At 66.7% G+C, this 25,211-nt stretch carries 25 protein-coding genes and 1 pseudogene; 14 read left to right on the top strand and 12 right to left on the bottom strand.

Annotated features, from left to right (window positions below):
- Window positions 1-5: 5 nt before the first annotated feature.
- On the bottom strand, window positions 6-338 hold the full coding sequence (locus IG75_RS37990; protein ID WP_051714086.1) for an integrase core domain-containing protein: 333 nt from the start codon (window positions 336-338) through the stop codon (window positions 6-8).
- A gap of 281 nt (window positions 339-619) precedes the next feature.
- On the bottom strand, window positions 620-1,252 hold the full coding sequence (locus IG75_RS0101480; RefSeq protein WP_247904479.1) for a winged helix-turn-helix transcriptional regulator: 633 nt from the start codon (window positions 1,250-1,252) through the stop codon (window positions 620-622).
- Here IG75_RS0101480 and IG75_RS0101475 point away from each other — a divergent pair.
- Together IG75_RS0101475 and IG75_RS0101470 are read left to right on the top strand one after the other, a co-directional pair.
- A complete protein-coding gene (locus tag IG75_RS0101475; protein WP_030519290.1) occupies window positions 1,227-2,036 on the top strand; it encodes an oxidoreductase in 810 nt (269 codons plus the stop codon). The two genes, IG75_RS0101480 and IG75_RS0101475, sit on opposite strands and share 26 nt — an antisense overlap.
- 41 nt (window positions 2,037-2,077) lie before the next feature.
- Window positions 2,078-2,434 (top strand): nuclear transport factor 2 family protein, encoded by a 357-nt coding sequence (locus IG75_RS0101470; protein ID WP_030519289.1) that lies wholly within the window; start codon window positions 2,078-2,080, stop codon window positions 2,432-2,434.
- Between the two features lie 347 nt (window positions 2,435-2,781).
- Here IG75_RS0101470 and IG75_RS38860 read toward each other — a convergent pair whose 3' ends face one another.
- Window positions 2,782-3,096, bottom strand: coding sequence for a hypothetical protein (locus IG75_RS38860; protein WP_156058570.1), 315 nt, complete (start codon window positions 3,094-3,096; stop codon window positions 2,782-2,784).
- A gap of 100 nt (window positions 3,097-3,196) precedes the next feature.
- On the opposite strand from IG75_RS38860, the gene IG75_RS37985 reads away from it, so the two are divergent.
- Complete coding sequence (locus IG75_RS37985) at window positions 3,197-3,634, top strand: hypothetical protein (RefSeq protein WP_081876566.1); 438 nt, start codon at window positions 3,197-3,199, stop codon at window positions 3,632-3,634.
- Window positions 3,635-3,792: 158 nt separating this feature from the next.
- Window positions 3,793-4,023, top strand: a complete 231-nt coding sequence (locus tag IG75_RS38855; protein WP_156058568.1) for a hypothetical protein — start codon at window positions 3,793-3,795, stop codon at window positions 4,021-4,023.
- A 108-nt stretch (window positions 4,024-4,131) separates the two neighbouring features.
- On the opposite strand, the gene IG75_RS0101450 is transcribed toward IG75_RS38855, so the two are convergent.
- On the bottom strand, window positions 4,132-4,575 hold the full coding sequence (locus IG75_RS0101450; protein ID WP_030519288.1) for a hypothetical protein: 444 nt from the start codon (window positions 4,573-4,575) through the stop codon (window positions 4,132-4,134).
- A gap of 133 nt (window positions 4,576-4,708) precedes the next feature.
- Here IG75_RS0101450 and IG75_RS40045 point away from each other — a divergent pair, with 133 nt between their 5' ends.
- Window positions 4,709-5,233, top strand: a complete 525-nt coding sequence (locus IG75_RS40045) for a helix-turn-helix domain-containing protein (RefSeq protein WP_247904478.1) — start codon at window positions 4,709-4,711, stop codon at window positions 5,231-5,233.
- On the top strand, window positions 5,181-5,567 hold the full coding sequence (locus tag IG75_RS40040; protein ID WP_247904477.1) for an MmyB family transcriptional regulator: 387 nt from the start codon (window positions 5,181-5,183) through the stop codon (window positions 5,565-5,567). Before IG75_RS40045 ends, IG75_RS40040 begins: the two co-directional genes overlap by 53 nt.
- A gap of 243 nt (window positions 5,568-5,810) precedes the next feature.
- Here IG75_RS40040 and IG75_RS0101440 read toward each other — a convergent pair whose 3' ends face one another.
- From IG75_RS0101440 to IG75_RS0101430, 3 genes are read right to left on the bottom strand one after another with little or no spacing between them, the layout of a single operon-like run.
- Window positions 5,811-7,505, bottom strand: a complete 1,695-nt coding sequence (locus IG75_RS0101440) for a nitric oxide reductase activation protein NorD (protein WP_030519287.1) — start codon at window positions 7,503-7,505, stop codon at window positions 5,811-5,813.
- Window positions 7,502-8,320, bottom strand: a complete 819-nt coding sequence (locus tag IG75_RS0101435; RefSeq protein ID WP_030519286.1) for a CbbQ/NirQ/NorQ/GpvN family protein — start codon at window positions 8,318-8,320, stop codon at window positions 7,502-7,504. Before IG75_RS0101435 ends, IG75_RS0101440 begins: the two co-directional genes overlap by 4 nt.
- Window position 8,321: 1 nt before the next feature.
- Window positions 8,322-9,491 carry a spirocyclase AveC family protein gene (locus IG75_RS0101430; protein ID WP_030519285.1) on the bottom strand — a complete coding sequence of 390 codons (1,170 nt, stop codon included), beginning with the start codon at window positions 9,489-9,491 and terminating at the stop codon, window positions 8,322-8,324.
- A gap of 214 nt (window positions 9,492-9,705) precedes the next feature.
- Here IG75_RS0101430 and IG75_RS0101425 point away from each other — a divergent pair, with 214 nt between their 5' ends.
- Both IG75_RS0101425 and IG75_RS0101420 read left to right on the top strand, forming a co-directional pair.
- Entirely contained in the window at window positions 9,706-10,308 is a 603-nt protein-coding gene (locus tag IG75_RS0101425; RefSeq protein ID WP_030519284.1) for a TetR/AcrR family transcriptional regulator, read from the top strand.
- A gap of 82 nt (window positions 10,309-10,390) precedes the next feature.
- Entirely contained in the window at window positions 10,391-11,506 is a 1,116-nt protein-coding gene (locus tag IG75_RS0101420) for an NAD-dependent epimerase/dehydratase family protein (protein ID WP_036512424.1), read from the top strand.
- A gap of 167 nt (window positions 11,507-11,673) precedes the next feature.
- On the opposite strand, the gene IG75_RS0101415 is transcribed toward IG75_RS0101420, so the two are convergent.
- Complete coding sequence (locus IG75_RS0101415) at window positions 11,674-13,020, bottom strand: cytochrome P450 (protein WP_030519282.1); 1,347 nt, start codon at window positions 13,018-13,020, stop codon at window positions 11,674-11,676.
- Between the two features lie 198 nt (window positions 13,021-13,218).
- Between IG75_RS0101415 and IG75_RS0101410 the strand changes: the two are divergent.
- Window positions 13,219-13,428, top strand: a pseudogene (locus tag IG75_RS0101410) (cytochrome P450); the annotation flags it as partial.
- 582 nt (window positions 13,429-14,010) lie between these two features.
- Here IG75_RS0101410 and IG75_RS0101405 read toward each other — a convergent pair.
- From IG75_RS0101405 to IG75_RS0101390, 4 genes are read right to left on the bottom strand one after another with little or no spacing between them, the layout of a single operon-like run.
- Window positions 14,011-15,267, bottom strand: a complete 1,257-nt coding sequence (locus IG75_RS0101405) for an aspartate aminotransferase family protein (RefSeq protein ID WP_030519280.1) — start codon at window positions 15,265-15,267, stop codon at window positions 14,011-14,013.
- A gap of 56 nt (window positions 15,268-15,323) precedes the next feature.
- Window positions 15,324-16,031: a hypothetical protein gene (locus tag IG75_RS0101400; protein WP_030519279.1), complete on the bottom strand. Its 708-nt coding sequence runs from the start codon at window positions 16,029-16,031 to the stop codon at window positions 15,324-15,326.
- Window positions 16,028-17,104 (bottom strand): alpha/beta hydrolase, encoded by a 1,077-nt coding sequence (locus IG75_RS0101395; RefSeq protein WP_156058566.1) that lies wholly within the window; start codon window positions 17,102-17,104, stop codon window positions 16,028-16,030. The genes IG75_RS0101400 and IG75_RS0101395 overlap by 4 nt, the downstream gene beginning before the upstream one ends.
- Complete coding sequence (locus IG75_RS0101390; RefSeq protein WP_030519277.1) at window positions 17,101-18,633, bottom strand: flavin-containing monooxygenase; 1,533 nt, start codon at window positions 18,631-18,633, stop codon at window positions 17,101-17,103. The genes IG75_RS0101395 and IG75_RS0101390 overlap by 4 nt, the downstream gene beginning before the upstream one ends.
- 332 nt (window positions 18,634-18,965) lie before the next feature.
- Between IG75_RS0101390 and IG75_RS0101385 the strand changes: the two genes are divergently transcribed.
- From IG75_RS0101385 to IG75_RS0101365, 5 genes are all read left to right on the top strand, one after another.
- The gene (locus IG75_RS0101385; protein WP_030519276.1) at window positions 18,966-20,063 is read left to right on the top strand and encodes an alcohol dehydrogenase catalytic domain-containing protein; all 1,098 of its coding nucleotides are present in this window, start codon (window positions 18,966-18,968) and stop codon (window positions 20,061-20,063) included.
- A gap of 182 nt (window positions 20,064-20,245) precedes the next feature.
- Window positions 20,246-21,283, top strand: coding sequence for a dihydrodipicolinate reductase (locus IG75_RS0101380; RefSeq protein WP_081876565.1), 1,038 nt, complete (start codon window positions 20,246-20,248; stop codon window positions 21,281-21,283).
- Window positions 21,280-22,827: an AMP-binding protein gene (locus tag IG75_RS0101375; protein WP_030519274.1), complete on the top strand. Its 1,548-nt coding sequence runs from the start codon at window positions 21,280-21,282 to the stop codon at window positions 22,825-22,827. Before IG75_RS0101380 ends, IG75_RS0101375 begins: the two co-directional genes overlap by 4 nt.
- 43 nt (window positions 22,828-22,870) lie before the next feature.
- On the top strand, window positions 22,871-24,307 hold the full coding sequence (locus IG75_RS0101370) for a gamma-aminobutyraldehyde dehydrogenase (RefSeq protein ID WP_030519273.1): 1,437 nt from the start codon (window positions 22,871-22,873) through the stop codon (window positions 24,305-24,307).
- Between the two features lie 36 nt (window positions 24,308-24,343).
- Entirely contained in the window at window positions 24,344-25,207 is an 864-nt protein-coding gene (locus tag IG75_RS0101365; RefSeq protein ID WP_030519272.1) for a phytanoyl-CoA dioxygenase family protein, read from the top strand.
- Window positions 25,208-25,211 lie beyond the last annotated feature (4 nt).

Raw genomic sequence — 25,211 nt, 5'->3', positions numbered from 1 at the left:
GCCGCCTACCGAGCGATTTTTCGCTGGCCGCAGTCGTTGAAGGCCGCACTGGGTACTCGGTCGTCGAGCGCCTGGTGCGGCCTGATCGTGTTGTAGATGATCCGGAATCGGTGCACCTCCATGTCCAGAGTGTCGCCGTCGGTGATGACACCTCGGAGCAGGTGCTCGTATTTCAAGTCGCCGAAGAACCGCTCGATCACCCCATTGGTCTGCGGGGACCGAACCCGGGTGCGGACGTGCCGCAGCAGCGGGTCCGGCCCGTCGAACGCGATCTTGAACACCTCGCCACGAAAGCAGGGACCGTTGTCCGACACCACCGCGATCGGTGCCGGTGTCATGCCGAGCGATTCACCGGACCGAGGACCTCGGCCTGCCCGCGACACGCAGATCGTCGAGTCCGAGAACGCACTCGCCTCGGCGACCGCGAGCCGCAGACAAGCCAGCGCATCGGCACCACGAGCGGTCGGAGTCACTGTGATGGCCGGGCAGCACTTCGTCGCAATAGCAGGCACCTCGGCCAGGAAAGACCGTTCAACAAATGATCGTGGACTCGATCGGCCACTGCATCACCGCGTGGATGATCATGCCGAGGCATAGTCCCCCTTGTCCGAGAAGCCGCTCAGCCGATGTCCCGGCGCGTTTGAGGCCGGTCTCCCGAGACACCGACAGCCGCCGGCTCTGCGGTTCTGCCGCGGTATCTTTCGCTCATTTCCGGTCCGGCTGCGGGGCCTGCCACGAAGAGGAACCGCGGATCCGCTACCGAAGCACCCGACACCGGATCGATGACCACCGGTTCGACCTCGCGTCCTGTCTCGGAATCCACAAGAATCATCGCCCGCTCCTCGGGAGCGAGTTGCGCATTGCGCCAGGCCGCCAGCGCGACCAGGACCGGGCGCAGCGACCGGCCGAAATCGGTCAGCACGTATTCGTAGCGCACCGGGCGCTCCTGATATGCACGCTTGGTGAGTATGCCCCGGTCGACGAGAGTTTTCAGACGCGTTGTGAGCATGCTGGAAGACAGGCCGATGTTCTCCAGGTACTGGTCGAATCGGGTGTAGCCGTCGAAGCAGTCGTGCAGGATCAAGATCGTCCACCACTCGCCGACGTAGGACACTGCCGTCGACAGAGGGCATTCCCGGTCCTCGACCCGGATACGTGCGGGCATCGGCACCTCCTCACAAGTCCGGAGCGCACAGTCGTCACCGGTCACTGCTAATCTAGCATCCATGGTTACTTTCAAAATAGAATCCACTACCGAATCCGGGTCGGACACGACGACCAGAAAACGAGCCGTAGTCACCGGCGGCACCCGCGGCGCCGGGGCCGCGATCGCGGAGCGACTCCGCGCGGCGGGCGCCGACGTCACAGTGATTGCCCGCCACCCCGGCGAACCGGCAGACCCGGACCTGAACCTCGTCACAGCCGACCTGACCGATGCCCGCGCGGCCGGCGAAATCGCTGAAGCAATGCTCGCCGACCGAACCCCGGACATCCTCGTGCACGTCGCCGGCGGCTCCGGCGCGCCGGCGGGCGGGTTCGCTGCACTCGACGACGCGGAATGGGCACGCGAGCTGAATCTCAACCTGCTGGCCGCCGTGCGCCTGGACCGCGCGCTCGTGCCCGCGATGATCGAGGCCGGCCGGGGCGCGACCGTGCATATCTCGTCGATCCAGGCGCGCATGCCCCTGTGGGACAGCACGCTCGCCTATGCCGCCGCGAAAGCCGCACTGCGCGCGTACAGCAAGGGGTTGGCGAACCAGCTCGCACCGCACGGGATCCGCGTGAACACCGTCTCGCCGGGCGGTATCCAGACCGAGGCCGCAGACGCGCTCGTCCGGCGTCTCGCCGACCGATTCGACGGGGATATCGAGGCCGCGCAGGATTCCCTGCTCGACGGGCTCGGAGGCGTTCCGCTCGGCCGATTCGCCACCCCGAACGAGATCGCCGATACGGTCGCCTTTCTCGTCTCCGATCAGGGATCCGGAATTCTCGGCGCCGACATCGTTGTCGACGGCGGCACTATTCGCACGATCTGACCCGACCACATGAACGACACCCCGTCACGACAGGAGAAACGATGAGCGAGAAATTCGACGCCTACAACGGCGGCCTACTGGCGAAGGTGGTCGTCACCTACCTCGACGCCCACGACGAGCATCGCGCAGCCGACGCTGCCGCACTTTTCACTCCCGACGCCACCGTGCTCGACGACGGCAACACCTACGAGGGCATTGCCGCGATCACCGCATGGCTCCGGAATTCTTCCACCGAGTGGAGCTACACCGCTACACGGATCGGGCAGCGCAGCACCGACAGCCGGCACCCGACCGTACTCATCCGCCTGGACGGCAATTTCCCCGGCGGCACCGCCACGGTGCACCACCGGTTCGAGCTCGACGGTGACAGGATTCGACGCCTCGCCATCGAGGCGTGATACCAGAGTTCTCGGGGTGATGCCATCCGGTAGACGAACTGGCCGAGCCCGGACTGCACGATCGCGAACATCGTTCCGGCCAGGCCTTCCTCAGCGGCGGCCATGCCCAGATCGCCCAGATGAATCGCGTCGAATCCGGCGTCGAGACCGAGCCGGTCTACAACGCTTCGGGCTTCGTCGTCACCGGACCACAGGTTACCCGGCCGAACCCGGGCCTCGGCAACTTGCCCGAAGAGAGAAGCGAAGTCGATGTTGAACGCCTTCGCCGTCGGCCCGCCCGTCACCGATGCGACGTATCTGGTCTCCATGGGGGTCGCGGGTCATTCGGCTGCGTCGGCGCGTGAGCTCTACACCGCGTCCAAAGAGCCAGACCCGGAAGGATATGGTGAAGGCGCGCCGATCACGAACGCGTAGCCGGCCAAAGGGGTTTCGGTTACCAAAACCGCCACCGACAATCCGATGCCGATGATCGCCGGCTTCGCCACACTGATGCAGTGGGACATGCGGACGATCCGGAGGGATACAAGCGGGCAGTCGAAGCAAATCTGCGGCCAGAGAACATTCGGTACGCCTTGATGTTCGCCAGCCTGCTCCAGATGACCCATGAGAGACTGAAACCGGTTGTGCTCGAGTAGGTTAGCGACTTCCACGACGGCACCCATGCCTCGAGCGTGCCCCCTCCCCGACAGATCACCGCGGTCGAGAACCTGCGATAATTCAATGCGCGACCGCACCAGTCCGAAACCCCGATACAGTCCGGTCATGAAATTCGTTCGTAGGCTTGTCATATGTGCAGTGGTGTTCGCCCTGCCAGGGTTATCGGCAGCTGGGGTAGCCGCCGCAGCCACCACGGTTCCGTTCCAGATCAACTCTGCCCCGTTCGGTAATCCGGCCGGGAGCTTCGATACCTTTGCAGCCAACTGCGTTGCTATTGTCGGCGAACAGTCCGGCGTCGTCGTTGTTGCAGGAGGACGAGGCTCTGATTCCTCTGAATCCGGCCGAGGTTGGGGCTGTTCGGTCAATGCGTCGGTACAATGGATCAACCTCTCCACAGGCGCGACCGGGGCCGCGCAAACGTCCGATGGGCTCCACGGATTCCCTCCTGAGGCAACACTGCACACCGGCGTCGGGCAGGTTGCACTCATCCTCAATGCAGGCGGCATCCACACCCCAGGATTCGCTACGCTCTACGTGCCGTAGGACCGAACTCCCCCTCACAGCCGTCGGCGTCGCGGCCCGGACCTCCGCCATGCACCAGGCACATCCAGCAGACACCGGCCCCTGTCGTCGCCGACGAGAAGAATTCGTGGTCGGTACGAACAGCCCTCGAAGGGCCCGTCCCCGACACCGACGGTGACGTGCCCGAGCCCGTCGGTGTCGGGCACGTGGACCAGGTCGCCGGAGACGAAGCGTCGCTTGCGACCATCATTCGTCGTCACCTCGAGCACGCCGCGCAACATCACAATCCACTGTTCGGCCGGGCCGGACGCGGTTCGCTGTCGAATTGTGCACTACGCAAGTACGTCACGGCCGCCGACGGCGACATTCCCGTGACCGCCATCGCCGGGACGCCTACAGCCACAGTGTGATATCGGCCAGATCGAGTTCCGCGTCGACGAATCGCGAGCCGCCGTCGGCGGTGTGCACGATCCGTGTGTACCGCAACGCTTTCGTCGACTTTCGCATGCTCGACACACTCACCGCACACCCTCGATGAACTGGTGGTCGAAGCTGATGCGGCCGTCGGCGTCGAGGCCGATGACCTCGTAGCCGCCGCCGGCGACAGCGCCATCGGCGCGCGCGACCATCGACCACGGCAGGCCGATCAGGCCGGCGGGCAGTTCGGCGGCCTCGCCCACCTCGAAGACGTACTCGCCGGGTGCGACGAACATCTCGTAGTCGCGGGTCACCCGCGCCTGCATCGCGTCGTGGCCGCGCACTTCCAGTGCGGGCACGGCGAAGCTCAGTTGCGCGGCCGCCTGCCGGATCTCCACCGGCGGATCGACCAGGGTCTGCGCACCGGACGGCGCCCAGATCTCGTGGATCAGCTTGCGGCGCAGCTCCGGGTCTGCCTCGTTCCACTGGGCCATGTAGCGCTCGGCGAAGGCGGTCAGGTCGTTGTCATCGAATCGCTTGCTCATGGCTCAGAGTTTTGCGAGCACAACGCCGCGGCGCGACTCCCTCCAGGGAATGACCCCGCTGCCGTGCCGATGCGGTTCGGTCATTCCCCGCGGGGAATGGCGCGGATGCGTCGGGTCGGATATCACTGGAGTCATGACCGCGGTGGTAGAGCCAAGTCCGTTCGCGCGGCAGTTGCGGCACTGGCGAACCCAACGGCACGTGAGCCAGCTCGAGCTGGCCATTCGCGCCGCCACCAGTCAGCGCTATCTGAGCTTCCTGGAGCAGGGACGCTCCCGACCGGGTCGCACCATGGTGGTGCGGCTGGCCGAATCGCTCGAACTGTCGCTACGCGAGCGAAACGCGCTGTTGCTCGCTGCGGGCTATGCCCCGATCTTCCCCGAATCCGACCTGGATACGATGGAATTGGGTCCGGTCCGCACAGCGCTGGAGCGCATTCTCGACGGTCATCTGCCCTACCCCGCGGTCGTCACCCGGCCCTACGGCCGACTGGTCGCCGCCAATGCCGCGATCGACCTCCTCACCGAAGGGAGCGCGGCAGAGCTGATCACCCCCCCCGATCAATGTGCTCCGCTTGGCCCTGCATCCCGATGGGCTGGCCCGGCGCGTGCAGAACTTGCCCGAATGGGGCCGCCACGTCACCGAAAGCCTGCGCGGTAAGGCGCTGCGCAGCCCCGACACCCGCCTCGACGAGTTCATTGCCGAACTCGAGAGCTACCTCCCCGAGGCAGACCTGGGTCCCGACCACCTCGGCTTCGCCGTCCCCCTACGCCTGAGCAGCCCCGATGGCGAACTCCGACTGATCACCACGATCACCAGCTTCGCCACCGCCGTCGACATCACCCTCTCCGAACTCAGCCTCGAGGCCTTTCTCCCGGCCGACGACCAAACCGCCGAAATCCTACGCAGCCGCGCCGAGCAGCACCGGACACCGTCCAACCAGCGATTCGCCCCCGCCGCGCGACCGAAGAATCCCGCGACCACCGGGGGATAGAGGGTCGGCCGGAATAGGGCCGAGGCCCACGGACAACCCCCGTCGACGACGGGTCTCCCTTCGGCCCAACGAGTGCCGGCCGACAAGAGCTACCCGATGTGCGGAAGCTGCAATTTGCCGGCACGGTGATGCTCTCTGAAGAGGACGTGGGCGACGCCGTGCTGGCCGCGAGACATCGGCTGCCGTCGAGCGCCGCGCAACGACCACTCGTTCTATACCAACACTGAAAGCCTGGGGCCCGTCCTACCGTCGAGCTCTCGGTGCCGCGAGTTCTCGAAGCGAAGCCACGAACAGTTCGTCCATGTGTGGGCTCAACTCCGCCAGCGTTGCGGCATGGGCGTGGCCGGCGGGGCCGAAGACGCGTTCGAGTGCGTCGGGTGCTGTGGCCGAACCGATCGACAGGCAGAGGCAGGCGATACCGTCGGCGCGGAGTTCTTCGATCGCTTTCGCGGTATCGGCTTCGGCGTAGCAGCCTTCGTAGCCGTGGTCGTAGGGATGGCCATCGGAGAGGACGAGGAGCAGTCGATAGGGTGTTCCCGCTTCGGCATCCAGAATCCGTGCCGCGCCCCGGATTCCGGCGCCGAGTCTGGTGTAGCCCGCGGGCCGGAGCTGGTGGAGCCGGGCCCGTTCGACGGCACCGAACCGCTGCTCGAACGTCTTGATCACGGGGAGGTGTACGGCGTGGCGGCTGTCGGAGCGGAATGCGTAGACAGCGACGCGGTCGCCCAGTTCTTCGAGGGTGGCAGCCAGGGTGGCGGCGCCCCGTCGGTGGTGCTCGTGGACCGCCGTGCCCTCGAGGTCGGTTTCGGTGGCGGACCCAGAGGTGTCGAGCAGGATGAGGACGCCCAGGTTCCGGGCGACCTTGCGGGTGTCGGTGTACACGTTCTCGGTTGGTGAGTAACCCGAGCGTACGTCGGCCATGAGATCGATCAGCGCGTCGGTGTCCAGTTCGTCTCCGTCGGGACGGCCGCGTAGAGTTCTGGGGCCCAGACCGACTCGGGCGAGGCGCTTGCGGAGCATGCCGTCGGGCGCGACCGTGGCAGCGGAGAGGTCGGCGTCGACGGTCGGCGGGAAGTCGATCACCCGGCACCATTCGGGTCGGTACCGACCCGAATGGACGTCCCATTCCGGGTGCAGCGCGCCACCTATCCCGATGGCAGCGCCGGGTTTCCGGTCGTCGACGAAATTGATCGTGGTCGGTACCGGGCGGGCATCACCACTGCGCATCCGGGCGCGGCGTACGGCGCGCGCTCGCATCTCGGCACCGGCGTCGCTGTCCCCGGATCCGGGTGAACTACCGAGCAACTTGCGGAGCTGGTCGGCAAGGAACTGCGAGTTGAACACGGGATTTTCGAAGAGTTTCAGGATGCGGCTGCCACCGGATCCCTCGTGGACGTCGGCGTCGTCATCGGTCTCGAGCGGGTCGGCGAGATCCAATTCCAGGCGTAGGTCGTTGTCCGTGGCCCGAGTACCCGGTCCGGCATCGGCGCTCAGCAGCCGGGCGGGTTCGATCGTCCCGAACCATCGGGGCGGGTCCGCGATCCTGGTTCTGCCGCGGGCGGCGGCGAGTGACTCGGCCGGGTTGCCGGTGCCGGCTTCACCTACCGCGTCGAACGTGGCGACCAGGGGAACTCGGCCGGGCAGTTCGGCGAGTACCCGCCGGCCTTCCAGGGCCAGGTAGCTGCGTGCGACGGCCGAGCGCCCCCGAAGGGCCTTGACCATATGCTTGTCCAGACTTCCCGCACCGAGCAGAGCGCTCTGCACCACTACTTCCCTACGCTGCTGTGCCAGGGGCGCGCCCGCGGAGACGAAAACTACCTTGCCGTTGGTATATGCGGGCCGGCCGGCCGGTGCAGTCGCGACACCGACGGCCCGGCCGGCCAGGAAGGTGGCCAGTAGACCGAGCTGTTCCGGGCTTTCCGGTTTCGCGGCGGTCATGACGGCGGCAGTACCGCATCCGCGAGTTCGCCCAGGGCACGGACGATATCCGGATCGTCGGACAGCGCCTGCACGACAGCGGCCCGGACCGCGGTACGCAGGCCCAGCCCCTCGGCCACCAAACTCCCCGCGAGCACCAGCATCCGCGTCGAGGACGCCTCGCGCAGCGGTGAACCTTCCAGGCCACGGATGGCGTTACCCAATAGGACCAGCGCATGCGCGGTTTCGGCGTCGACACCGGATTCACGCGCAACGACCTCGCGTTCTATCTCGGCGGGCGGGAACCCGAGCTCGATCGCGACAAAACGCTGACGAGTGGACTCTTTGATGTTCTTCAGAACGCTCTGATATCCCGGGTTGTAGGAGATCACCAGCTGAAACCCCGGAGCGGCACGCACCGACGTGCCCAGGCGGTCGATGGGAAGCTCCCGGCGGTGGTCGGCGAGTGGATGAATTACGACCGTGGTGTCCTGGCGGGCCTCCACGATCTCGTCCAGGTAGCAGATGCCGCCCGCACGCACCGCTCTGGTCAGCGGACCGTCTACCCAAACCGTTTCCCCGCCTTTGAGCAGGAATCGGCCCACCAGATCCGCCGAGGTCATATCCTCGTGGCCGGCAACGGTGATCAGGGGCCGGCCCAGTTCATGCGCCATGGCCTCGACGAAACGGGTCTTCCCGCACCCCGTGGGGCCCTTCAACAGAATCGGCAGCCCACGCCGGGAGGCCGCGTGGAACACTTCCGCCTCGTCACCCGCCGGGCGATAGAAGGGTGCGTTCGTCGTGGTGCGGGGCGGAGCGGTTGCTGTGGTCGGCATATCAGTCCTCCGGCTGGAACGGCACGATCTTCGGTACCTCGACACCGTCCGGCAAGACGAGATCACCGTTCTTGTCGATGTAGCCGGAATCGTGGCGCGGCATCGGCAGATCGGGGTGCGGGCAGGGCTTATCCGTGCCGTCACCACAGATGCCACCGGTGAAATACGAACGCTCCTGGATATCGGCGGGCCAGGGGTCGGCCTGCTGCCCGAACCACTGCGCGGGAACGTTGTAGAAAACGAAGAAGATCGCGCTCACGGCCGCGAATACGGCCAGGAAGCGGGCGAGCTGCTGCCGGACCACGCCCCCGCGTATCTGATCGATACCCCGTTCCACCACGGTGCGGCCGCGGTCGTCGGTGAAGAAACGCAAGCAGGCCAGGCCCGCCTGGACCGCGCCCCACATCACGCCCTCGTAGATCGGCCACTGGTAGTAGTGACCGGCGTTGAACGATACGGACTGGATCGCGCCCGGGTAGGTGTAGAGCCCGAGCGGCAGCAGCATGCAGGCTTCCATCACGAAGTCCAGGACGAATGTGAACGCGAAGGTGATACCGATCAACCGCAGGTTGCTGATCCCGGGCCAGCGCGATTTGACCTTGCGCATGAACCAGCACACGCCGATCGTGATGAGCAGTACACCCCATGCGTAGCCCGGGATGTTCATCAGCAACGGTTCGGCGACTTGTGCGCCGGGTTCTTCCTGGGATACCCAGCCCGGAATATGGGGAGCCCAGGAACCCCTGTTGAACATCCACGTGTTGTAGGTGCACCAGGTGTTGATGTAGTTCAGGAACGGGTCCTGGAAGAACATCAGGCCCATGGACACCAGGAGTATGCCGTCCAGGGTGATCCGGCGCTCCCGCCACCACGGCCTGATGATCCACCAATAGATGGCGAAGGGGAATCCGATCAGGACACCGGCGGTCCAGATGCTCAGGATCGTCTTCATCAGCATCGGCGGATCGTTGGGCCCCTGGGGCACCCGTTCGAAATAGGGCCCGGTGACCCATCTGATCCAGACGTAGATCTGGAGAGCGAGAACCAGGCCGCCGATCACCGCCCAGATCCGGACGGCATTGCTCGCTGGCTTGCGCTCCGCACCGAGTGTGGCTGCACCACCGAGGGATTCGGTGACAGTGGGTGCGTTCTTCTTCGACAGTTCGCTCATGAAACTGTCTCCTTCTGCATTTGTGTCGTGCGGCGCTCGCCGAATGCCCGGCGATGGGGCACGGACCGACGAGGAGCTCGAGGTCACCGGGGCTCCGGCGCGTGGCTCGACTACCGAGTAGTCGAGCCACGCCGTGGACCATCGGCCCGCTCAAGATACCAATGAGTATCTGTGGATACAATCGGTTTCCAGGATTCATGCTAGGATCGCCGGCATGGTTGAGCGTTGGACCAAGGAGCGACGGCTCGAGCGCACGCGTTCTCTCCTCCTCGATGCCGCAGAGGAGGTTTTCGCCGAAAATGGCTTCGCGGCAGCAACTCTCGATGACATCGCCCACGCGGCCGGTTACACGAAGGGCGCCATCTACAAGCATTTCGCGGTGAAGGAAGAGCTCTTCCTGGCGGTGAGCGACCGCTACTGGCACCGCTACTTCGACAACTTCGCCGAAGTCCTCTCCTCCGTCACCGCGGTCGGGCCACGCGAACTCGACCGAGTGGCCGAACGGTGGCAGCAGCTCAGCCACGACCGCGGGGCCGAACACGCCGCTCTGGGTCACGAATTCACGCTCTACCTCCTGCGCAATCCCGAAGCCCAGGCCCGGGTAGCGGCCAAGAGACTGGAAGTCGCCGAAAAGCTTGCCGGATTCGTCGCCGAGAACCTCGAACGCGTCGGCGGCAGCCTGACGATCACTCCCCTGGCCTTCGCCCACGTTCTCATCGCTACCAGCGACTCCGTGATACTCGGAAGCCAACTCGACGATATCGACCTCTACCGGCCGATCCTCGAAATGTATCTGTCCGTGGTCAAACTCCCCTGACGATCCATGCCGCCGGATCACATTCCCTGCGATCCCCGAGAGCGCACGCGTGCAGCGCGGATTCGGCGCGGAAGAAGGCATCATGAGCAGTCCCGTTCTCGTTACCGGCGCGTTCGGCCAGGTAGGCAAACGCGTCACCGAGATCCTGCTGTCACGCGGCCGAACCGTGGTCGCCACCGACTTACGCACCGGCACCGTCCAGGCCACCGCCGAGAAAATCGCCGGCGCGAGCCACCCGGGCACCCTCCGGACAACGTTCGCCGATCTCCTCGACCACGAAGCCGTCGACGCGCTCTTCGCCGAATATCGCCCCGGCGCCATCGTCCATCTGGCCGCGATGTTCTCTCCGGCGTCCTATCGTAATCCGCAACTGGCCCGGCGGATCAATGTCAGCGGAACCGAGAACCTGGTCCGCGGCGCCGCCACCCTGCCGAGCGCCCCGCTGCTGCTGTTCGCCTCCAGCGCCGCGGTCTACGGTTCCCGCAATCCCCACCGCCATCCCGAACTCATCACCCCGGATACCCCGATCGACCCGATCGACCAGTACGGCGAAGACAAAGCACTGGCCGAGGCACTCATCACCCGCAGCGGACTCCCCCATGCCCTGCTGCGACTGGGCGGAATCCTGTCCCCGGACACCACCGCCGGTATCAACGCCGACCATCTCGTGCTCATCCGCGCCACACCCGGTGACAACCGCCTGCACGGCGTCGATGCCCGCGATGTCGCGCTGGCCTTCGCCAACGCCGTCGACCGCCGCGGCGACGTCGATGGAAAAGTACTGCTCATAGCCGGAAACGACAGCTACCGGCACACCCACCGCGAGGTCGAGGACACCATGTTCGACGCCATGGGCATCGGCCGCCTCGGCCCGTCGGCCAGCCTGCCCGGTGACCCCGGCGACGAACGCGGCTGGGCATTCACCGGCTGGTTCGACACCACGCAATCACAGGCACTGCTGGACTTCCAGCAGCACGACTGGACCGAAACGGTCACCTGGATCGCCGAGGCGCAACCCCGCATCCTCCGCACCGCCCTCCGCCTCACCGGCCCCGTCATGCGGCCGATACTTCGCACCGGCCTGGCCCTGCAGCGGCGCATCGAACACCGCGGCCCCTACGCCGACCCATGGACTCTGATCGCGTCCAGGTACGGCGATCAAGCCCTCGCCCGAGGAAACGAGCAAGCGCACCACTGAGCACCAAAATTATCGGGTCCCGAATCCGGTGACTGCGCACGGCGGACGCGGCGCGACGATCGCCCGATCGAGTCGGAAACAGCCGCACAGCACAATTTCCGAGTCGGTCGCCGCCCGATTCTGCGTCCGGGCGGCGACCGATTCGGTCCACTAATCCGCGGCAGCGGTCATGGTGCCGCGGCGACGGGTGCGGATAGCCCCTGCTCGGTGATCATTCGTTCCAGCCCGACGAGGGTTTGTTCGAGTCCTGGCCCTTGACGCGGACCAGATGTGAATATCGCAGGCAGCTTCCGCATCCCCTGGATCACACCGATGGTGTCGTAGTGCATCGCCCCGTCGGAATCGCAGCGGTAGTCCGGCATCCGGTCGAGAACAGCGACGAGCATTCGCTTGAACACCAGCCGAGCGAGGTTGGATCCGATACAGCGATGTATTCCCAGCCCGAAACTCACGTGCCGGTTGCCTTTTCGATCCAGAACCACGGTATCGGGATCGGGGAATACCGAGGGATCACGGTTGGCCATCGCCCAGGACAGCCACAGCCGCTCCCCTTCGCGGAACTCCTGGCCGGCGATTTCGCAGTCCTTGGAGATGGTGCGGCCGTCGCCGGGTGCGGGTGTAAAGAACCGCAGGAATTCCTCGGTCGCGGAATTCAGCAGGACGTCACGTTCGCGGCTGAGGGTTTCGCGTTCCTCCGGATGCTCGGACAGCCATTCCAGTGAGTGCGCGGTCAGTGCGGTGGTCGTATCGAACCCACCGCCGATGAGTAGCCCCAGGATCCCGAGCAGATCGATATCTTCGGGTTTCTCCCCGTCGATATCCATCCGCACCAGGGCATCGACCAGCCCCGGCCGCGGATTCTCCCGTATCTCGTGCAGGCTCGCCAGCAGATCCAGACCCATGGCCATGTTCAGGCCCTGCACCCGCTCCATATCGGGTGAATCCGGCGGGGTGTACACCACGGCATGGGAGGGCTCGTTGTAGACGACCCACTTCTCCAGCGGAATGCCCAGCATGCCCAGGGTCACCACGGCGGGAACGATATTGGCGAGATCGTCGACGAAGTCGATATGTCCGGTCTCGATCTTGTCGTCGAGACAGGCGCGTACCACCTCGTCGATGAACGGCAGCCATCTGTTCACCGCGCTCGGCGACAGATACGGGTTCAGCACCGCCCGGAACAGGCGGTGCTCGGGGTCGTCCATTTCGAGGATCCCGTTGCGTATCGGCATCGGGGTGGGCGCGAACGGGATGGTGATACCGAGATAGCCCCGGCGCTCGTTCTTGTAGTCCCGGTCGTTGGACACGTACGGGCAGCGAGCGAGTTCGAACACCTCACGATTACCGGCGGCGACCCAGTGACCGTCATAGGTGTCGGTCCAGGCGACCGGGCATTTCTCGTGCATCTCCCGGGTGATGGCCGAGAACCGCTCACGGTATTCCGGGGTGTGCCGGTCGAAGCGATAGCGGGGACGCACACGACCGGAGTCCGTCGATGGATGTTCTGCGTTCACTGACGTTCCTCTCAGATGCCCCGGCTCGGCAGCACCGGCGGGATGACAGGCCGGCGCGGACAGCGCATACCTACCGGCGAGCACAGGTGGTCGCGAGCCCCCGTTCACCCGCTGCACCGTCAGGACAAACCTGTCGAGTTTTCAGATACCAGTGAGTATCTTAGTGACATTCTCGTATCCTTGATGGAGTTTCACGAAGAAAAGCCCCTGTACTACAACGAGCAGCACGACTTCTACGCGTTGAGCCGGTACTCCGATGTGCACAGCTGTCTGGCCGATCCGGCGACCTACAGCTCCGGCCGCGGCAATGTCCTGGAGTTGATCGAGGCGAATATCGAGATCCCGCCGGGCCTGCTCGTGATGGAGGATCCGCCACGCCACGACATCCATCGCCGGCTGGTAGCGCGACCCTGGTGACCGCGCGGGAGGACCAACGGGCACCAGGCCAACTTCACTGGTCGGAACTTGCCTGCCCAGAGTACTGGGGGCCGACGATCGTGCACGTTGCCGCGGGCGGCGATCGACGACAAGACAGCCCGACCCCTTGCCCATCCCGCTCGACCCAGCGCGAAATCCGCTTCGCGCACCCAGTTGACCAGAGGAAACTCCCAGTTCACCCGCGTTCTCAACTTCGATGTGCCCCGCCCAGGGCGGACCTGGGACGGGTAGCGGTTCCCCGATTCCCGTGCGGGCGCCGCGGTCATCCGACCGGCGCGGTTGCTGCCGGACCGTCATCACTTGCCATCGAATCTGCCCTTCAATGGCCGATGTCAACCAATGCCGTTCGCGAACATCAACGCCTACCACCCACCCGGGGGTGGACAGCTCGATCGGCAGCGTGAAGAACACCTCGGATCGGGCAGCAAGCCCGTCCGAAAGACCAGGCAATTGCCTATACCCTCAGATGCTCAGAACTCGGGCGTGATCGGCGCGCCGGGCGCGGCATGAGCCTGCTGACGGGCACTGGGTGAGCGCACGCTCATGCCGAATTCAGTGCATCGAAATGATTTGGGAGAGTGCCGCGGCCGTTGCCTCGATGTCGGCGGTGGTGTGCGATGTGCTGAGGAAGATTTTGCCGGAGGGCATGAACAGGAAACCCTGCCGCAGCATCCCTTCCATGATCGTTGTCCAGAGCCCGCCGGTGCCGTGGAGGCCGGTGGTCCCGCCCGCGGGGACGTATGGAAGGAGCGAGCCGACGCGGTTGAAGCTACCGCTGCCGGGAACCGAACCGAGAACAGCGCCGACGATGGAGTCGAACTCGGCGGAGATCGTCTCGAGTACCTCGTAGACATCGGAGTCGGCCAGTACGCGCATCGTCGCCTCGACGGCGGCGAGCGCGATGGGGTTGGCGTTGAAGGTTCCGGCGTGGGTGACGCCGTCGGTCACCTGGTCGACCAGTTCCGCTCGGCCGACGACGGCGCTCTGGGTGAATCCTCCGGCCATCGCCTTTCCGTAGACGGACAGGTCGGGGAGCACACCGTATTTCTCGGCGGCGCCGCCACGTGCGATCCGGAACCCGGCGATCACCTCGTCGAAAACGAGGACGACGCCGTGGCGGTCACACAGATTTCGCAACGTGGACAGGAACTCCGGCGCGGGCGCCTCGACACCGGCGTTGCTCATCACCGGGTCGACGAGCACCGCCGCGATGTCACGTTCGCCGGCCTCGCTCAGGAGACGCTCGGCCAGAGGTACGTCGTTGAAGCGCGCCACGACCAGATCGTCCAGAACGCTGGGCGAAAGGCCCTTGCTGCCCGGGCGCGCGGGTCGGTCGCTGTCGTCCTCGGACATCCCGGCGTACACGGTGTCGTGCCAGCCGTGATAGCTCTTGGCGAACTTGAGGACGCGGCGCCGCCCGGTCGCGGCTCGGGCGAGCCGCAGCGCGACCTGCACCGCTTCGGTACCGGTGTTGCTCCACAGTAGCCGCTCGCCGTGCGGCACGGCGTCGAGAACCGCTTCCGCGGCGAGGTATTCGAGGGCGTGGCCCGTGCCGACGACCTGCATCTTCGTCGCGGCCTCGGACACAGCGGACAGGATGCGCGGGTCGCTGTGTCCGAGCACGAGCGGGCCCCAGGCCATCACGTAGTCGATGTAGCGGTCGCCATCCAGGTCCCAGATGTGCGCGCCCCGCGCTTCGCGCACGAAGAGCGGATGGGGACGCATCGCGGCGCGCAGGCCGGACCCCACCCCGCCGCCGACGCTGCGGCGGGCTCGTGCGAATGCGGTCCGTGACGATTCCAGGGCCATGGACGACCAGCACCTTTCTTCAGAAGCCTGGCAGGCTTGGGGATTTCAGTACTTGATCACCGAGCGGAGGGCGATGCCGCGTCCGGAGCCGACGTGCGCGCGTCCGCCTGCGCGTTGAGCCGTTCGAGGGCGAGGTAGCCGCGCGAGAAGGTCACGATCATCAGTGCCCAGATCGTCAGCGAGATGATGTAGAACAGCGTGTGATCCGCGTCGTCGCCGGGGATCGGGAAGTAGTCGTAGATGACGGCCACGTAGGCGCCGAGCGCGGCGCCCAGCGCCACCCACGTCGCGTTGCCGCGGTCGCCCGCGCGCCACAGCTTCGGCACCAGGTAGACGAACATGAACAGTGCGGCGGCGAGGTTCATCACGAGGTAGAAGATCGCCCAGCCGGGTTCCACCGGCCGGGGTTCGAGGGCACGGTCGATGCCCACCGCGATGCCGGCCGAGATGGCGAGGGCCTCTACCACCCAGGTCGGGCGGTATCGGTGGGTCACCGCCATCATGCCGAGGACGAGGATCACCGTCATGCCGAACGACCGGGAGAAGGCGTCGAAGAAGACCATGACGTGGTAACTGAGGCTCTCGTGGTCCACGTTGATCGCGGCGAGGTACAGCACGTTCACGCCGGACACCGCCATCACGACCCATTCGAGACCGAGTAGGAAGTTGCGGAAGCCGCGCAGCAGTTTGATGCCGTAGTAGAAGCCTGCCCCGACCATCGCGAGGTCGGCGAGCAGGACGAGGATCATGCGCGTGGTGCTCATCGGGACTCCTCGAGTGCGGTACGGATAGCGCCGGTGACCCGTTCGAGCGCAGCGCGGGCCGTGGGGCTGATGCGCGTCATCGAGACGTAGCCGTGCACGAGGCCGCTCTCACGGAAGACGCGCACCGGGACGCCGGCCTCCTCGATGCGCGCGGCGTACGCGAGCGCCTCGTCGCGGAGTGGGTCGAAACCGGCCACGGTGATCAGCGTCGGAGGCGCGCCGGACAGGTCCTCCGCGAGCATCGGCGAGACCCGCGGGTCGAGTCCGTCCACCCGGTCCGGCAGGTACAGGTCCGTCAGCCAGTCGATCTGCTTGGCCGACAGTGCGGTGCTTCCGGCGAACTCCATCCTCGAGGCGTATCTCCCCACCGCGTCCACGACCGGGTACATGAGCACCTGTAGGAAGGGCCGAATCTCCTCGCCCGCAACGATATTGGCCAGCACGGCGCAGAGGTTGCCGCCGGCGCTGTCGCCGAGCAGCACGATCCGCGCGGGGTCGATCCCCCACTGGGTGCAGTGCTCGACGGCGAACCGCCAAGCGGTGACCGCGTCGTCGACAGGCCCGGGGAACGGGGATTCCGGCGCCAGGCCGTACTCGACCGAGAGCACGTTGACGCCCGCACCGTCCGCGATCAAACGGACGGGCACGTCGTAGTCCTGGCGACTGCTCAGGACGAAACCTCCGCCGTGCAGGAACAGGACCAGGGCATTCGACGGTGCCGCGGGCCGATACAGGGTCGCGCGCAGGCCGGTCGGCATCACGATCTCCGGCTCGACACGCACGCCCGCGGGCGCCTTGTCGGCGAACACCCGCGAGTCGTTCGCGACGATCGCGCGCGCCTCCTCCGGGGTGCCGTCGCTGAAGTCCGCGGCGCCCGCGGAGGCTTGGAGCAGCAGTGCGATCTCGGGCGCCATCACATCGCCGTCGGCGTTGACCACCCGCGGCGCGACCCGGCGCAGCAGACCGCCGGAGATGCTGCCGAGGGCGGTGAACGCGGCGCGCTGGAGCCGCTCGGCCACGCTCAGCGCGGCGGGCGCCTGTGCGGGCGCGAGAGCCCGGGCGGTCATGGTCATGAGCGTGCCTCTTCTGCGACGGTGCGGCCGCAGAGCTCGCGCCCGAGGCGTGAGCTGAACCGGAGGTTCTGATCGATCACGGAGCCGCGGTACATCTTCCGGTCGTCGAGAAAGACGTTCTCCGTCTTCCAGGGCATGGCATCGCCCTGGCGCGGCAGATCGTTCCTCGCGCGCTGCATGTAGCCCGACTCGAGGTCGAGCATGGAGCGGGTGCCGACGCCGGTCGGTGCGTGCGCGACAACGGTGTCGTAGCCGTGGGTGTCCATGTGGCGCAGCAGCTCGATGATGCTCTTGCCGAGCAGTCCGATCTTGAGCGTCCAGGACGACTTGGTGTAGCCGATCGCGTTCATCCAGTTCGGCACGCCGGAGAGCATCATGCCGCGATACACCACGGAGTTGGGCAGGTCGACGGGGCGCCCGTCCACCGTCAGGTCGATACCGCCGAAGAGGCGCAGGTTCAGCCCGGTCGCGGTGACGATGACGTCGGCGTCCAGGTGCTCGCCGGACTCGAGTTCGATCCCGGTGGCGGTGAACCGGCGAATGCGGTCGGTCACGACCGAGGCGCCGCCGTCGCGGATGGACTGGAAGAAGTCGCCGTCGGGTGCGAGGCAGAGGCGCTGTTCCCACGGGTTGTACGGCGGATTGAAATGCTTGTCGACGTCGAAGCCGGCGGGCAGTTCCTTGACGTTGACGCTGCGGATGAAGCGGCGGGAAGCGGTGGGGAACCGGGTCAGCAGTTCGACAATGGTCCAGTCGGTGAGGATGTTCTTCCACCGCGTGGCCAGGTAGCCGCCGCGCTCGCCCAGCAGGCGGGTGAGCTTCAGGCCGAGGGCGTCCACTCGCGGCAGGGTCAGGATGTAGGTGGGTGTGCGCTGCAGCATCGTGACATGCGCGGCCGCGCCGTCGCCCTTCAGCATCGACGGGATCAGCGTGATCGCGGTGGCGCCGCTGCCGATCACGACGACCTTTTTCCCTGAATAGTCGTAGCCTTCGGGCCAGTGCTGGGGATGGATGATGTCGCCGGTGAAGTCCTCGCGGCCCGGGAACTCCGGGGTGAAGCCCTTCTCGTAGTCGTAGTAGCCGGTGGCGCCGAACACCCAGCCTGCCTTGACGACCTCGCGGCGCACGGTGCCGTCGGCCTCCGTCACGTCGACGTTGAGCAGCCACTGGGCGTCATCGCTGGACCATGCGGCCGAGACCACCTTGTGCCGGTAACGCATGCGATCGGCGAGGCCGTACTCCTCGACGGTCTCCTCGAGGTAGTCGAGGATCAGCGGCGCGTCGGCGATCGCGTTCTCGTCCTTCCAGCTCTTGAACTCGTACGCGAAGGTGTGCAGGTCGGAGTCGGAGCGAATGCCGGGATACTTGAACAGGTCCCATGTGCCTCCGATGGAATCGCGACCTTCGAGGAGAGCCACCTTCTTGTTGGGGAACGCCTGGGTGATGTACGTCGCGGCGCCGATACCCGAGATTCCACCGCCGATGATGACGACGTCGAAGTACTCCGGGCCGGGTGCTGTGTTGCTCATCCTTCGCTTCCTTCCTGCGCCGAGCGTGTCCTGATGTATTCAGGCTGCCGGTCCGGATGTGGCGCACACCACAGCGAATCTCAGCGTCTTGTGAGGGGCGGTGGTGGAAATCTCACCCCTCCCGGCTCGCACCGCGCAGCGACGTGTGCGCGGAGTGCAATCTGCACCGCTTCTCCGGGCAAATGGTTGGAACATGCTGTGGCCGATGCGCCCACCGAACCGTCACAGTGAGATCCACGCCACATCGTTTCAGCAGTCGAGCCGCCGACCGCCCTACGGAACGTTTTGTGCGCGGTTCCGCCGATCACAGTGCCCAGCAAGGGAGTCGAGTCATGCGCGCCGCATTGTTCACCCACCAGGACGCGTCCGTCGAGATCGCGGACATCGAACTCGCAGCGCCCCGGCGCAACGAGGTCCGCGTCGAGATCGCGGCGGCGGGGGTGTGTCACTCGGAACTGCACCTAGTCCGAGGTGAGTGGGAGGTCCCCGCGCCCCTGGTGCCGGGTCACGAGGGCTCGGGTGTGATCACCGAAGTCGGCCCGGGTGTCACGCACCTCGCAGTGGGCGACCACGTCGTGCTGTCGTGGAACCCCTACTGCGGGGAGTGCCGCGCATGCCTCGCCGGACGGGAGACCCGCTGCCATCAGGTTGCGACGGTCATCAACGCGACCGGCAGCCTGCTCGACGGAACCAGCCGGCTCAGCCGTGGTGGACAGCGCGTCAACCATTACCTCGGAGTGTCCTCATGGGCCGAGGAGGTCGTCGTCCCCGCGACCGGCGCGATCAAGGTCCGCGACGACGCGCCACTCGACGCCATCGCGCTGGTGGGGTGCGCCGCCGCCACCGGCGTCGGTGCTGTCGTCAACACGGCCGAGGTGACGGCCGGATCCACCGTCGCGGTGATCGGCTGCGGCGGAGTCGGACTCAACATCGTCCAGGGCGCCCGCCTGCAGGGTGCGGAGCGGATCGTCGCCGTCGATCTCTCCCCCGAACGAGCCGCGCTCGCGAAGACCTTCGGCGCCACTGACGCGATCGGTCTCGACGGTGCGAACGCGGTCGACGCGTTGCGCGACCTGATGCCCGACGGGGTGGACTTCGCCTTCGACGCGATCGGGCACGTGACCACCACCGAGGCCGCGATCCGCGCGCTCGGTCTGGGCGGTGCGGCGGTGGTCGTCGGACTCCCGGCCGCGGGCGCCACGGCCTCCTTCGAGCCGCTCGCGCTCGCCGAGATGGACGCGCGGATCCTCGGTTCCAATTACGGCAGCATCCGGCCGCAGTTCGACATCCCGAAGCTCGTCGACCTGTACATGACCGGTGAACTTCTCCTCGACGAGCTGATCACCGCCCGCAGGCCGCTCGACGAGGCGGCGCAGGCCCTGTCGGATCTCGCCGGCGGTGCCCAGCTGCGCCAGCTGCTGATCCCCTGACCGCGGCCGTGCGGCAAACCATCCCATGAAGGAAGACATGACCATCAGGACCGACGAATCATCGTCCTGCTCGTCGGCTCCCTCGCCCTCGGACCCGTGATGGGACGACTCCGACCGACAGCGGGAACGCAGGAGTAGCCGCCGTCGACCCCGGCAACCATTCTCACTGAAGGACAAGACCTTTGACTCACACGATCGTCATGGTCGGCCTCGGCGCCACCGGGCTCGCCATGGCCGCATCCCTCCTGCGGCGCACCGACGTGCAGATCGTCGGCGCGGCCGACCGGAACACCGCCGTCGTCGGCGCCGACCTCGGTACCCTCGCCGGACTCGGCGCGAGCGGGGTCACCGTCATCGACGAACCCTCCCGTCTTCCCGCGGCCGACCTGGCCATCGTGGCCACGACCTCGGACCTGGGCCTGGTCGTGGACACCCTCGTGCCGTTGCTCGAACGGTCGTACAACGTGATGAGCATCTGCGAAGAATTGTCCTACCCGTGGTCCAGCCACCCGGATATCGCGCGCCGCCTGGACGAGACCGCGAAGGCCAACGGCGTCACCGTCCTCGGTACGGGCGCGAACCCCGGCGTCCTGATGGACACACTCCCGCTCCTGCTGACGACACTGACCCAGCGCGTCGAGCGGATCGTCATCCGCCGCCGAACGAACATGTCGCGCTACGGCGCGATCCTGTCCAAGTTCGGCCTCGGGCTCACGCCGGCGCGGTTCGACGGTGCGCAGGCGTCCGGAGCGGTCATCGGCCATTACGGCTTCGAGCAGGCCATCACCGCGCTCGCCGCCGGTCTCGGGTGGTCGCTCGACGCAATCGTCGTCGACCGGGTCTCCCCCAGCATGGTCAGCGACACCGTCCGGACCGGAGACCACGTCGTCATTCAGCCGGGTGAGATCGCCGCTGTCACCCACGCCGCGCGCGGCACGGTGGGCGGTCGAACGGTGATCGACCTCGAGATCATGTTCGGCTTCTTCGACGGCAGCGACCCGGTGAGCACGGGCGACGACTACCGCATCGAGGGGGCGGACCAGGTGATCGAGCTGTCCTCACCCGTCGGGTTCGAATCGTTCGTGAGCACGATCGCGGCAGCGGTGAACGTCGCGACCGCGGTCGTCGACGCCCCCCGCGGATTCCTCTCCATGGGCGACCTCCCGGTCGCGCGGATCGCGTCGAAGGGCACCCACCTGGCCGAGGCGGGGCCGCTGTGACACACGCGTTCTCCGCGCTGACTCCGGTGCGATTCCTCGACCGCGCAGCATCCGTCCACGGCGAGCGGACCGCTGTCGTCGACGGCCCGCGCACGCTCACCTACCGCGGGCTGCACGACCGCTGTCGCAGCCTCGCCGGCGCTCTCGTCGACCGCGGCGTCCAGCCGGGTGATCGGGTCGCGGTGCTCTCGCACAACACCCTCGAAATGCTCGAAGCCCACTACGGGGTCCCCTATGCCGCAGGCGTCCTGGTGCCGCTCAACGCCCGGCTCAGCGCGACGGAGATCGCCTTCATCCTCGATCACAGTGGGGCGCGGGTACTGATCGCGACCGACCCGTTGACCTCCCTCGCGCTCGAGGCTGTCGCGCTGGCCGGGAGTCCGATGACGGTGGTCGCCGGCGGTGAGGAGTACGAGGCGATCGTGTCCTCCGGTGCGCCGGTGGACGTCTCGTCGCACGACGAGCTCGCACCGATCGCCATCAACTACACCTCCGGGACCACCGGGAAGCCCAAGGGCGTGGTGTACACCCACCGCGGCGCCTACCTGCAGTCCGTGGCGATGGCCTTCCACTCGGGCATGGACCTCAACTCGGTCTACCTGTGGACTCTGCCCATGTTCCACTGCAACGGATGGTGCTTCACGTGGGCGGTGACCGCGGCGGGAGCGACCCACGTCTGCCTGCCCAGGGTCGAGGCGGACGCGATCTGGGAGGTGATCGACGACGCCGGGGTCACTCATATGTGTGCTGCCCCGACCGTTATCTCGACCATCACCTCAGCTCCTTCGGTGACGATCTCGCCCCGGAAGGTCTGGGTCGCCACCGGCGGCGCCCCACCGGCACCCGCACTCCTGGCGCGGGCCCGCACCCGCGGCCTGGATGTCACCCACCTGTACGGCATGACCGAGACCTACGGGCCCGCGGTGATCAACGAGTGGGACCGCGTGTGGGACGCGGCGCCGGAGGCCGAGCGCGATCGGCTCAACGCGCGCCAGGGCGTCGGCAACATCATCACCGGCGGTGTCCGCGTGGTGGACGAGGCCGGCGGTGACGTGCCCGCCGACGCGACGACGATCGGCGAGATCGTGCTGCGGGGGAACAACGTCACCGCCGAGTACTACCGCGACCCCGCGGCCACCGCGGCGGCGGTGCCCGACGGATGGTTCCGGAGCGGGGATCTCGCCGTTCGACATTCCGACGGGTACATCGAGATCCGCGATCGCGCGAAGGACCTCATCATCTCCGGCGGGGAGAACATCAGCTCCATCGAGATCGAGCGCGCGATCCTCGAGCACCCCGCGGTCCTCGAGGCCGCGGTGGTCGGTGTTCCCCACGAGCACTGGGGCGAGCGCCCCGCGGCGTTCGTCTCCCTCCGCCCGGGCGCGGAGCTCAGCAGCGGCGACCTGCGCGCCCACCTGCTCGATCGCCTCGCGAAGTTCAAGGTCCCCGACCGGATCGAGTTCGCGACGCTCCCCAAGACCGCCACGGGAAAGATCCAGAAGTTCCAGCTCGGGCAACAGCTGATCGCTCACCCGCCGGGCTGAGTTCCAGAACCACCTCCACCGCATCCGACAACAGGAGATCACCATGCTCGACCCCAGCGCCTACAGCGCGAAGAACCTCATCGACGGCGAACTCGTCGCCGCCGAATCCGGACGGCTGCTCGATGTCCTGGAACCCGCGACCGGCGAGGTCCTGGCCCGGGTTCCCGCCAGCGGAAGGGCGGACGTCGACGCGGCCGTGACCGCCGCCGCGCGAGCGTTCCGCTCGTTCCGGCGCACCACCCCGGGCGAGCGTGCGGAGATGCTCCTGACCCTGGCGTCCAAGATCGAGGAACACGCCGAGCACATCGCGTTGCTGGAGTCCCGCAACGTCGGCAAACCCCTCCCGGTCGCCCGCGACGAGGTGCCCTTCGCGGTGGACAACCTGCGATTCTTCGCGGGTGCGGCGCGGACGATGGAGGGACGCGCGGGCGGCGAGTACCTGCGCGGCTACGAGTCCTATGTGCGGCGCGAGCCGATCGGCGTCGTCGCCGGCATCGCGCCGTGGAACTACCCGCTGCTCATGGCGACCTGGAAGTTCGGTCCGGCCCTCGCGGCCGGGAACTGCAGCATCCTCAAGCCCTCCCGCCAGACCCCACTGACCGCCCTCTACATCGCCGCGCTCGCACAGGACGTCTTCCCAGCCGGTGTGTTCAACGTGTTGTCGGGGTCGGCGTCGGACATCGGCGACCACTTGGTCGCGGATCCCCGTATCGGCCTGGTCTCACTGACCGGCGACACCAGCACCGGACGGCACATCGCCGAGGTGGCCGCGGCCCACGTCGCGCAGACGCATCTCGAGCTGGGTGGTAAGGCGCCGGTCATCGTCCTCGACGATGCCGATCTCGACGCGGTCGTCGCGGGCATCGCCACCGCCGGGTTCGCCAACAGCGGCCAGGACTGCACCGCGGCGTGCCGGGTGATCGCCACCCCGGGGATCTACGATCGGCTGCTCGAGGCGCTGGTCCCCGCGGTCCAGGCGATCCGAGTCGGCGATCCGAATGCCGGCGGCGACATCGACATGGGTCCGCTCATCTCGGCCGCACACCGGCAGTCCATCCTCGACGTCCTCGCCGAGACCGATGGCACCATCGTGACCGGCGGCAAGGCCGTGCCCGGCGACGGCTTCTTCCTCGAGCCCACGGTGGTGGCAAACCCGAGCCAGGCGGACGTGCTCGTGCAGGCGGAGCAGTTCGGCCCCGTCGTCACTGTGCAGCGCGCGGCCGACATCGACCAGGCCTTCGAGTGGGCGAACGACGTGGAGTTCGGCCTGGCGTCGTCGATCTGGACCCAAAACCTCCATCACTCGGCACGCGCGGCACGCGACCTCGACTTCGGCTGCGTCTGGGTGAACGACCACATGCCCGTCCTCTCGGAGATGCCCCACGGCGGATTCAAGCAGTCCGGATACGGCAAGGACATGTCGATCTACGCACTCGAGGAATACACCCGTATCAAGCACGTGATGACCAAGACGAACTGAAAACCCCAGATCCTCACCAGCAGAAGGGAACACACCATGACATCAGTCGATGCGACTCTCCAGCGAGTCGGCAACACCACCGACATCGCCGAGATCCGAGAGATCGTCGATCGCGACGGCGGCGTCATCATCGAGGGCCTGCTCACCGCCGACCAGGTCGCGCGGTTCAACGCCCAGATCGAGGGACCCCTGGGCGCGCTCGCCCCCGGCGGGAAGCACGAGCTGGAGATCGTCAACGAGTTCCACGGCGCCAACACCAAGCGCCTGACCAACCTCGTCACCCACAGCCAGCTGTTCCGGGACGAGGTGATCGACAACGACCTGGTGCACGCGTTGTGCGAGGCGATCTTCCTCGAGGAGTCCGGTACGTTCTGGATGACCACCGCCCAGGTCATCGAGATCGGCCCCGGCAACCGCGCCCAGATGCTCCACCGCGACCTGGAGAACTGGTTCCCGTTCGTCGGGATGGGTCCCGCCGGCCCGGAGGTGACCCTCAACTTCCTCATCGCGCTGACCGACTTCACCGAGGACAACGGCGCCACCCGCGTAATCCCCGGCAGCAATCACTGGCCGGACTTCCAGGACCGCGGCACCCCGGATCAGACCATCCCGGCCACGATGAAGGCCGGCGACGCGCTGTTCTTCAGCGGCAAGACCGTCCACGGCGGCGGTGCCAATGTCACGACGGACCAGTACCGCCGCGGGCTCGCGTTCGCCTTCAACCCCGGCTACCTGGTCGGCGAGGAGGCGTACCCCTTCCTTGTGGACCGGGAAGTCGTAAAGACCCTGCCCGAGCGCGTGCAGCGCATCCTCGGCTTCCGGTCCCAGTACCCACTGGGGTCGCCCGGCCTCTGGCAGGTCGACTACCGCGAGCTCGGCGAGTACCTGGGTCTCGACTGACTCG

The sequence above is a fragment of the Nocardia rhamnosiphila NBRC 108938 genome (assembly GCF_000720425.1).
GTDB classification, from domain to species: Bacteria; Actinomycetota; Actinomycetes; order Mycobacteriales; family Mycobacteriaceae; genus Nocardia; species Nocardia rhamnosiphila.
Note: the sequence above shows the minus strand (reverse complement) of the source record. Positions and strands in the feature narration are given on the sequence as shown.

What these genes read in the sequence shown, in the direction of transcription:
- IG75_RS37990 (WP_051714086.1), bottom strand. Translation starts at nt 338, where the DNA reads ATGACACCGGCACCGATCGCGGTGGTGTCGGACAACGGTCCCTGCTTT.
- IG75_RS0101475 (WP_030519290.1), top strand. Translation starts at nt 1,227, where the DNA reads ATGGTTACTTTCAAAATAGAATCCACTACCGAATCCGGGTCGGACACG.
- IG75_RS0101470 (WP_030519289.1), top strand. Translation starts at nt 2,078, where the DNA reads ATGAGCGAGAAATTCGACGCCTACAACGGCGGCCTACTGGCGAAGGTG.
- IG75_RS38860 (WP_156058570.1), bottom strand. Translation starts at nt 3,096, where the DNA reads ATGGGTGCCGTCGTGGAAGTCGCTAACCTACTCGAGCACAACCGGTTT.
- IG75_RS37985 (WP_081876566.1), top strand. Translation starts at nt 3,197, where the DNA reads ATGAAATTCGTTCGTAGGCTTGTCATATGTGCAGTGGTGTTCGCCCTG.
- IG75_RS0101450 (WP_030519288.1), bottom strand. Translation starts at nt 4,575, where the DNA reads ATGAGCAAGCGATTCGATGACAACGACCTGACCGCCTTCGCCGAGCGC.
- IG75_RS40045 (WP_247904478.1), top strand. Translation starts at nt 4,709, where the DNA reads ATGACCGCGGTGGTAGAGCCAAGTCCGTTCGCGCGGCAGTTGCGGCAC.
- IG75_RS0101440 (WP_030519287.1), bottom strand. Translation starts at nt 7,505, where the DNA reads ATGACCGCCGCGAAACCGGAAAGCCCGGAACAGCTCGGTCTACTGGCC.
- IG75_RS0101435 (WP_030519286.1), bottom strand. Translation starts at nt 8,320, where the DNA reads ATGCCGACCACAGCAACCGCTCCGCCCCGCACCACGACGAACGCACCC.
- IG75_RS0101430 (WP_030519285.1), bottom strand. Translation starts at nt 9,491, where the DNA reads ATGAGCGAACTGTCGAAGAAGAACGCACCCACTGTCACCGAATCCCTC.
- IG75_RS0101425 (WP_030519284.1), top strand. Translation starts at nt 9,706, where the DNA reads ATGGTTGAGCGTTGGACCAAGGAGCGACGGCTCGAGCGCACGCGTTCT.
- IG75_RS0101420 (WP_036512424.1), top strand. Translation starts at nt 10,391, where the DNA reads ATGAGCAGTCCCGTTCTCGTTACCGGCGCGTTCGGCCAGGTAGGCAAA.
- IG75_RS0101405 (WP_030519280.1), bottom strand. Translation starts at nt 15,267, where the DNA reads ATGGCCCTGGAATCGTCACGGACCGCATTCGCACGAGCCCGCCGCAGC.
- IG75_RS0101400 (WP_030519279.1), bottom strand. Translation starts at nt 16,031, where the DNA reads ATGAGCACCACGCGCATGATCCTCGTCCTGCTCGCCGACCTCGCGATG.
- IG75_RS0101395 (WP_156058566.1), bottom strand. Translation starts at nt 17,104, where the DNA reads ATGACCATGACCGCCCGGGCTCTCGCGCCCGCACAGGCGCCCGCCGCG.
- IG75_RS0101390 (WP_030519277.1), bottom strand. Translation starts at nt 18,633, where the DNA reads ATGAGCAACACAGCACCCGGCCCGGAGTACTTCGACGTCGTCATCATC.
- IG75_RS0101385 (WP_030519276.1), top strand. Translation starts at nt 18,966, where the DNA reads ATGCGCGCCGCATTGTTCACCCACCAGGACGCGTCCGTCGAGATCGCG.
- IG75_RS0101370 (WP_030519273.1), top strand. Translation starts at nt 22,871, where the DNA reads ATGCTCGACCCCAGCGCCTACAGCGCGAAGAACCTCATCGACGGCGAA.
- IG75_RS0101365 (WP_030519272.1), top strand. Translation starts at nt 24,344, where the DNA reads ATGACATCAGTCGATGCGACTCTCCAGCGAGTCGGCAACACCACCGAC.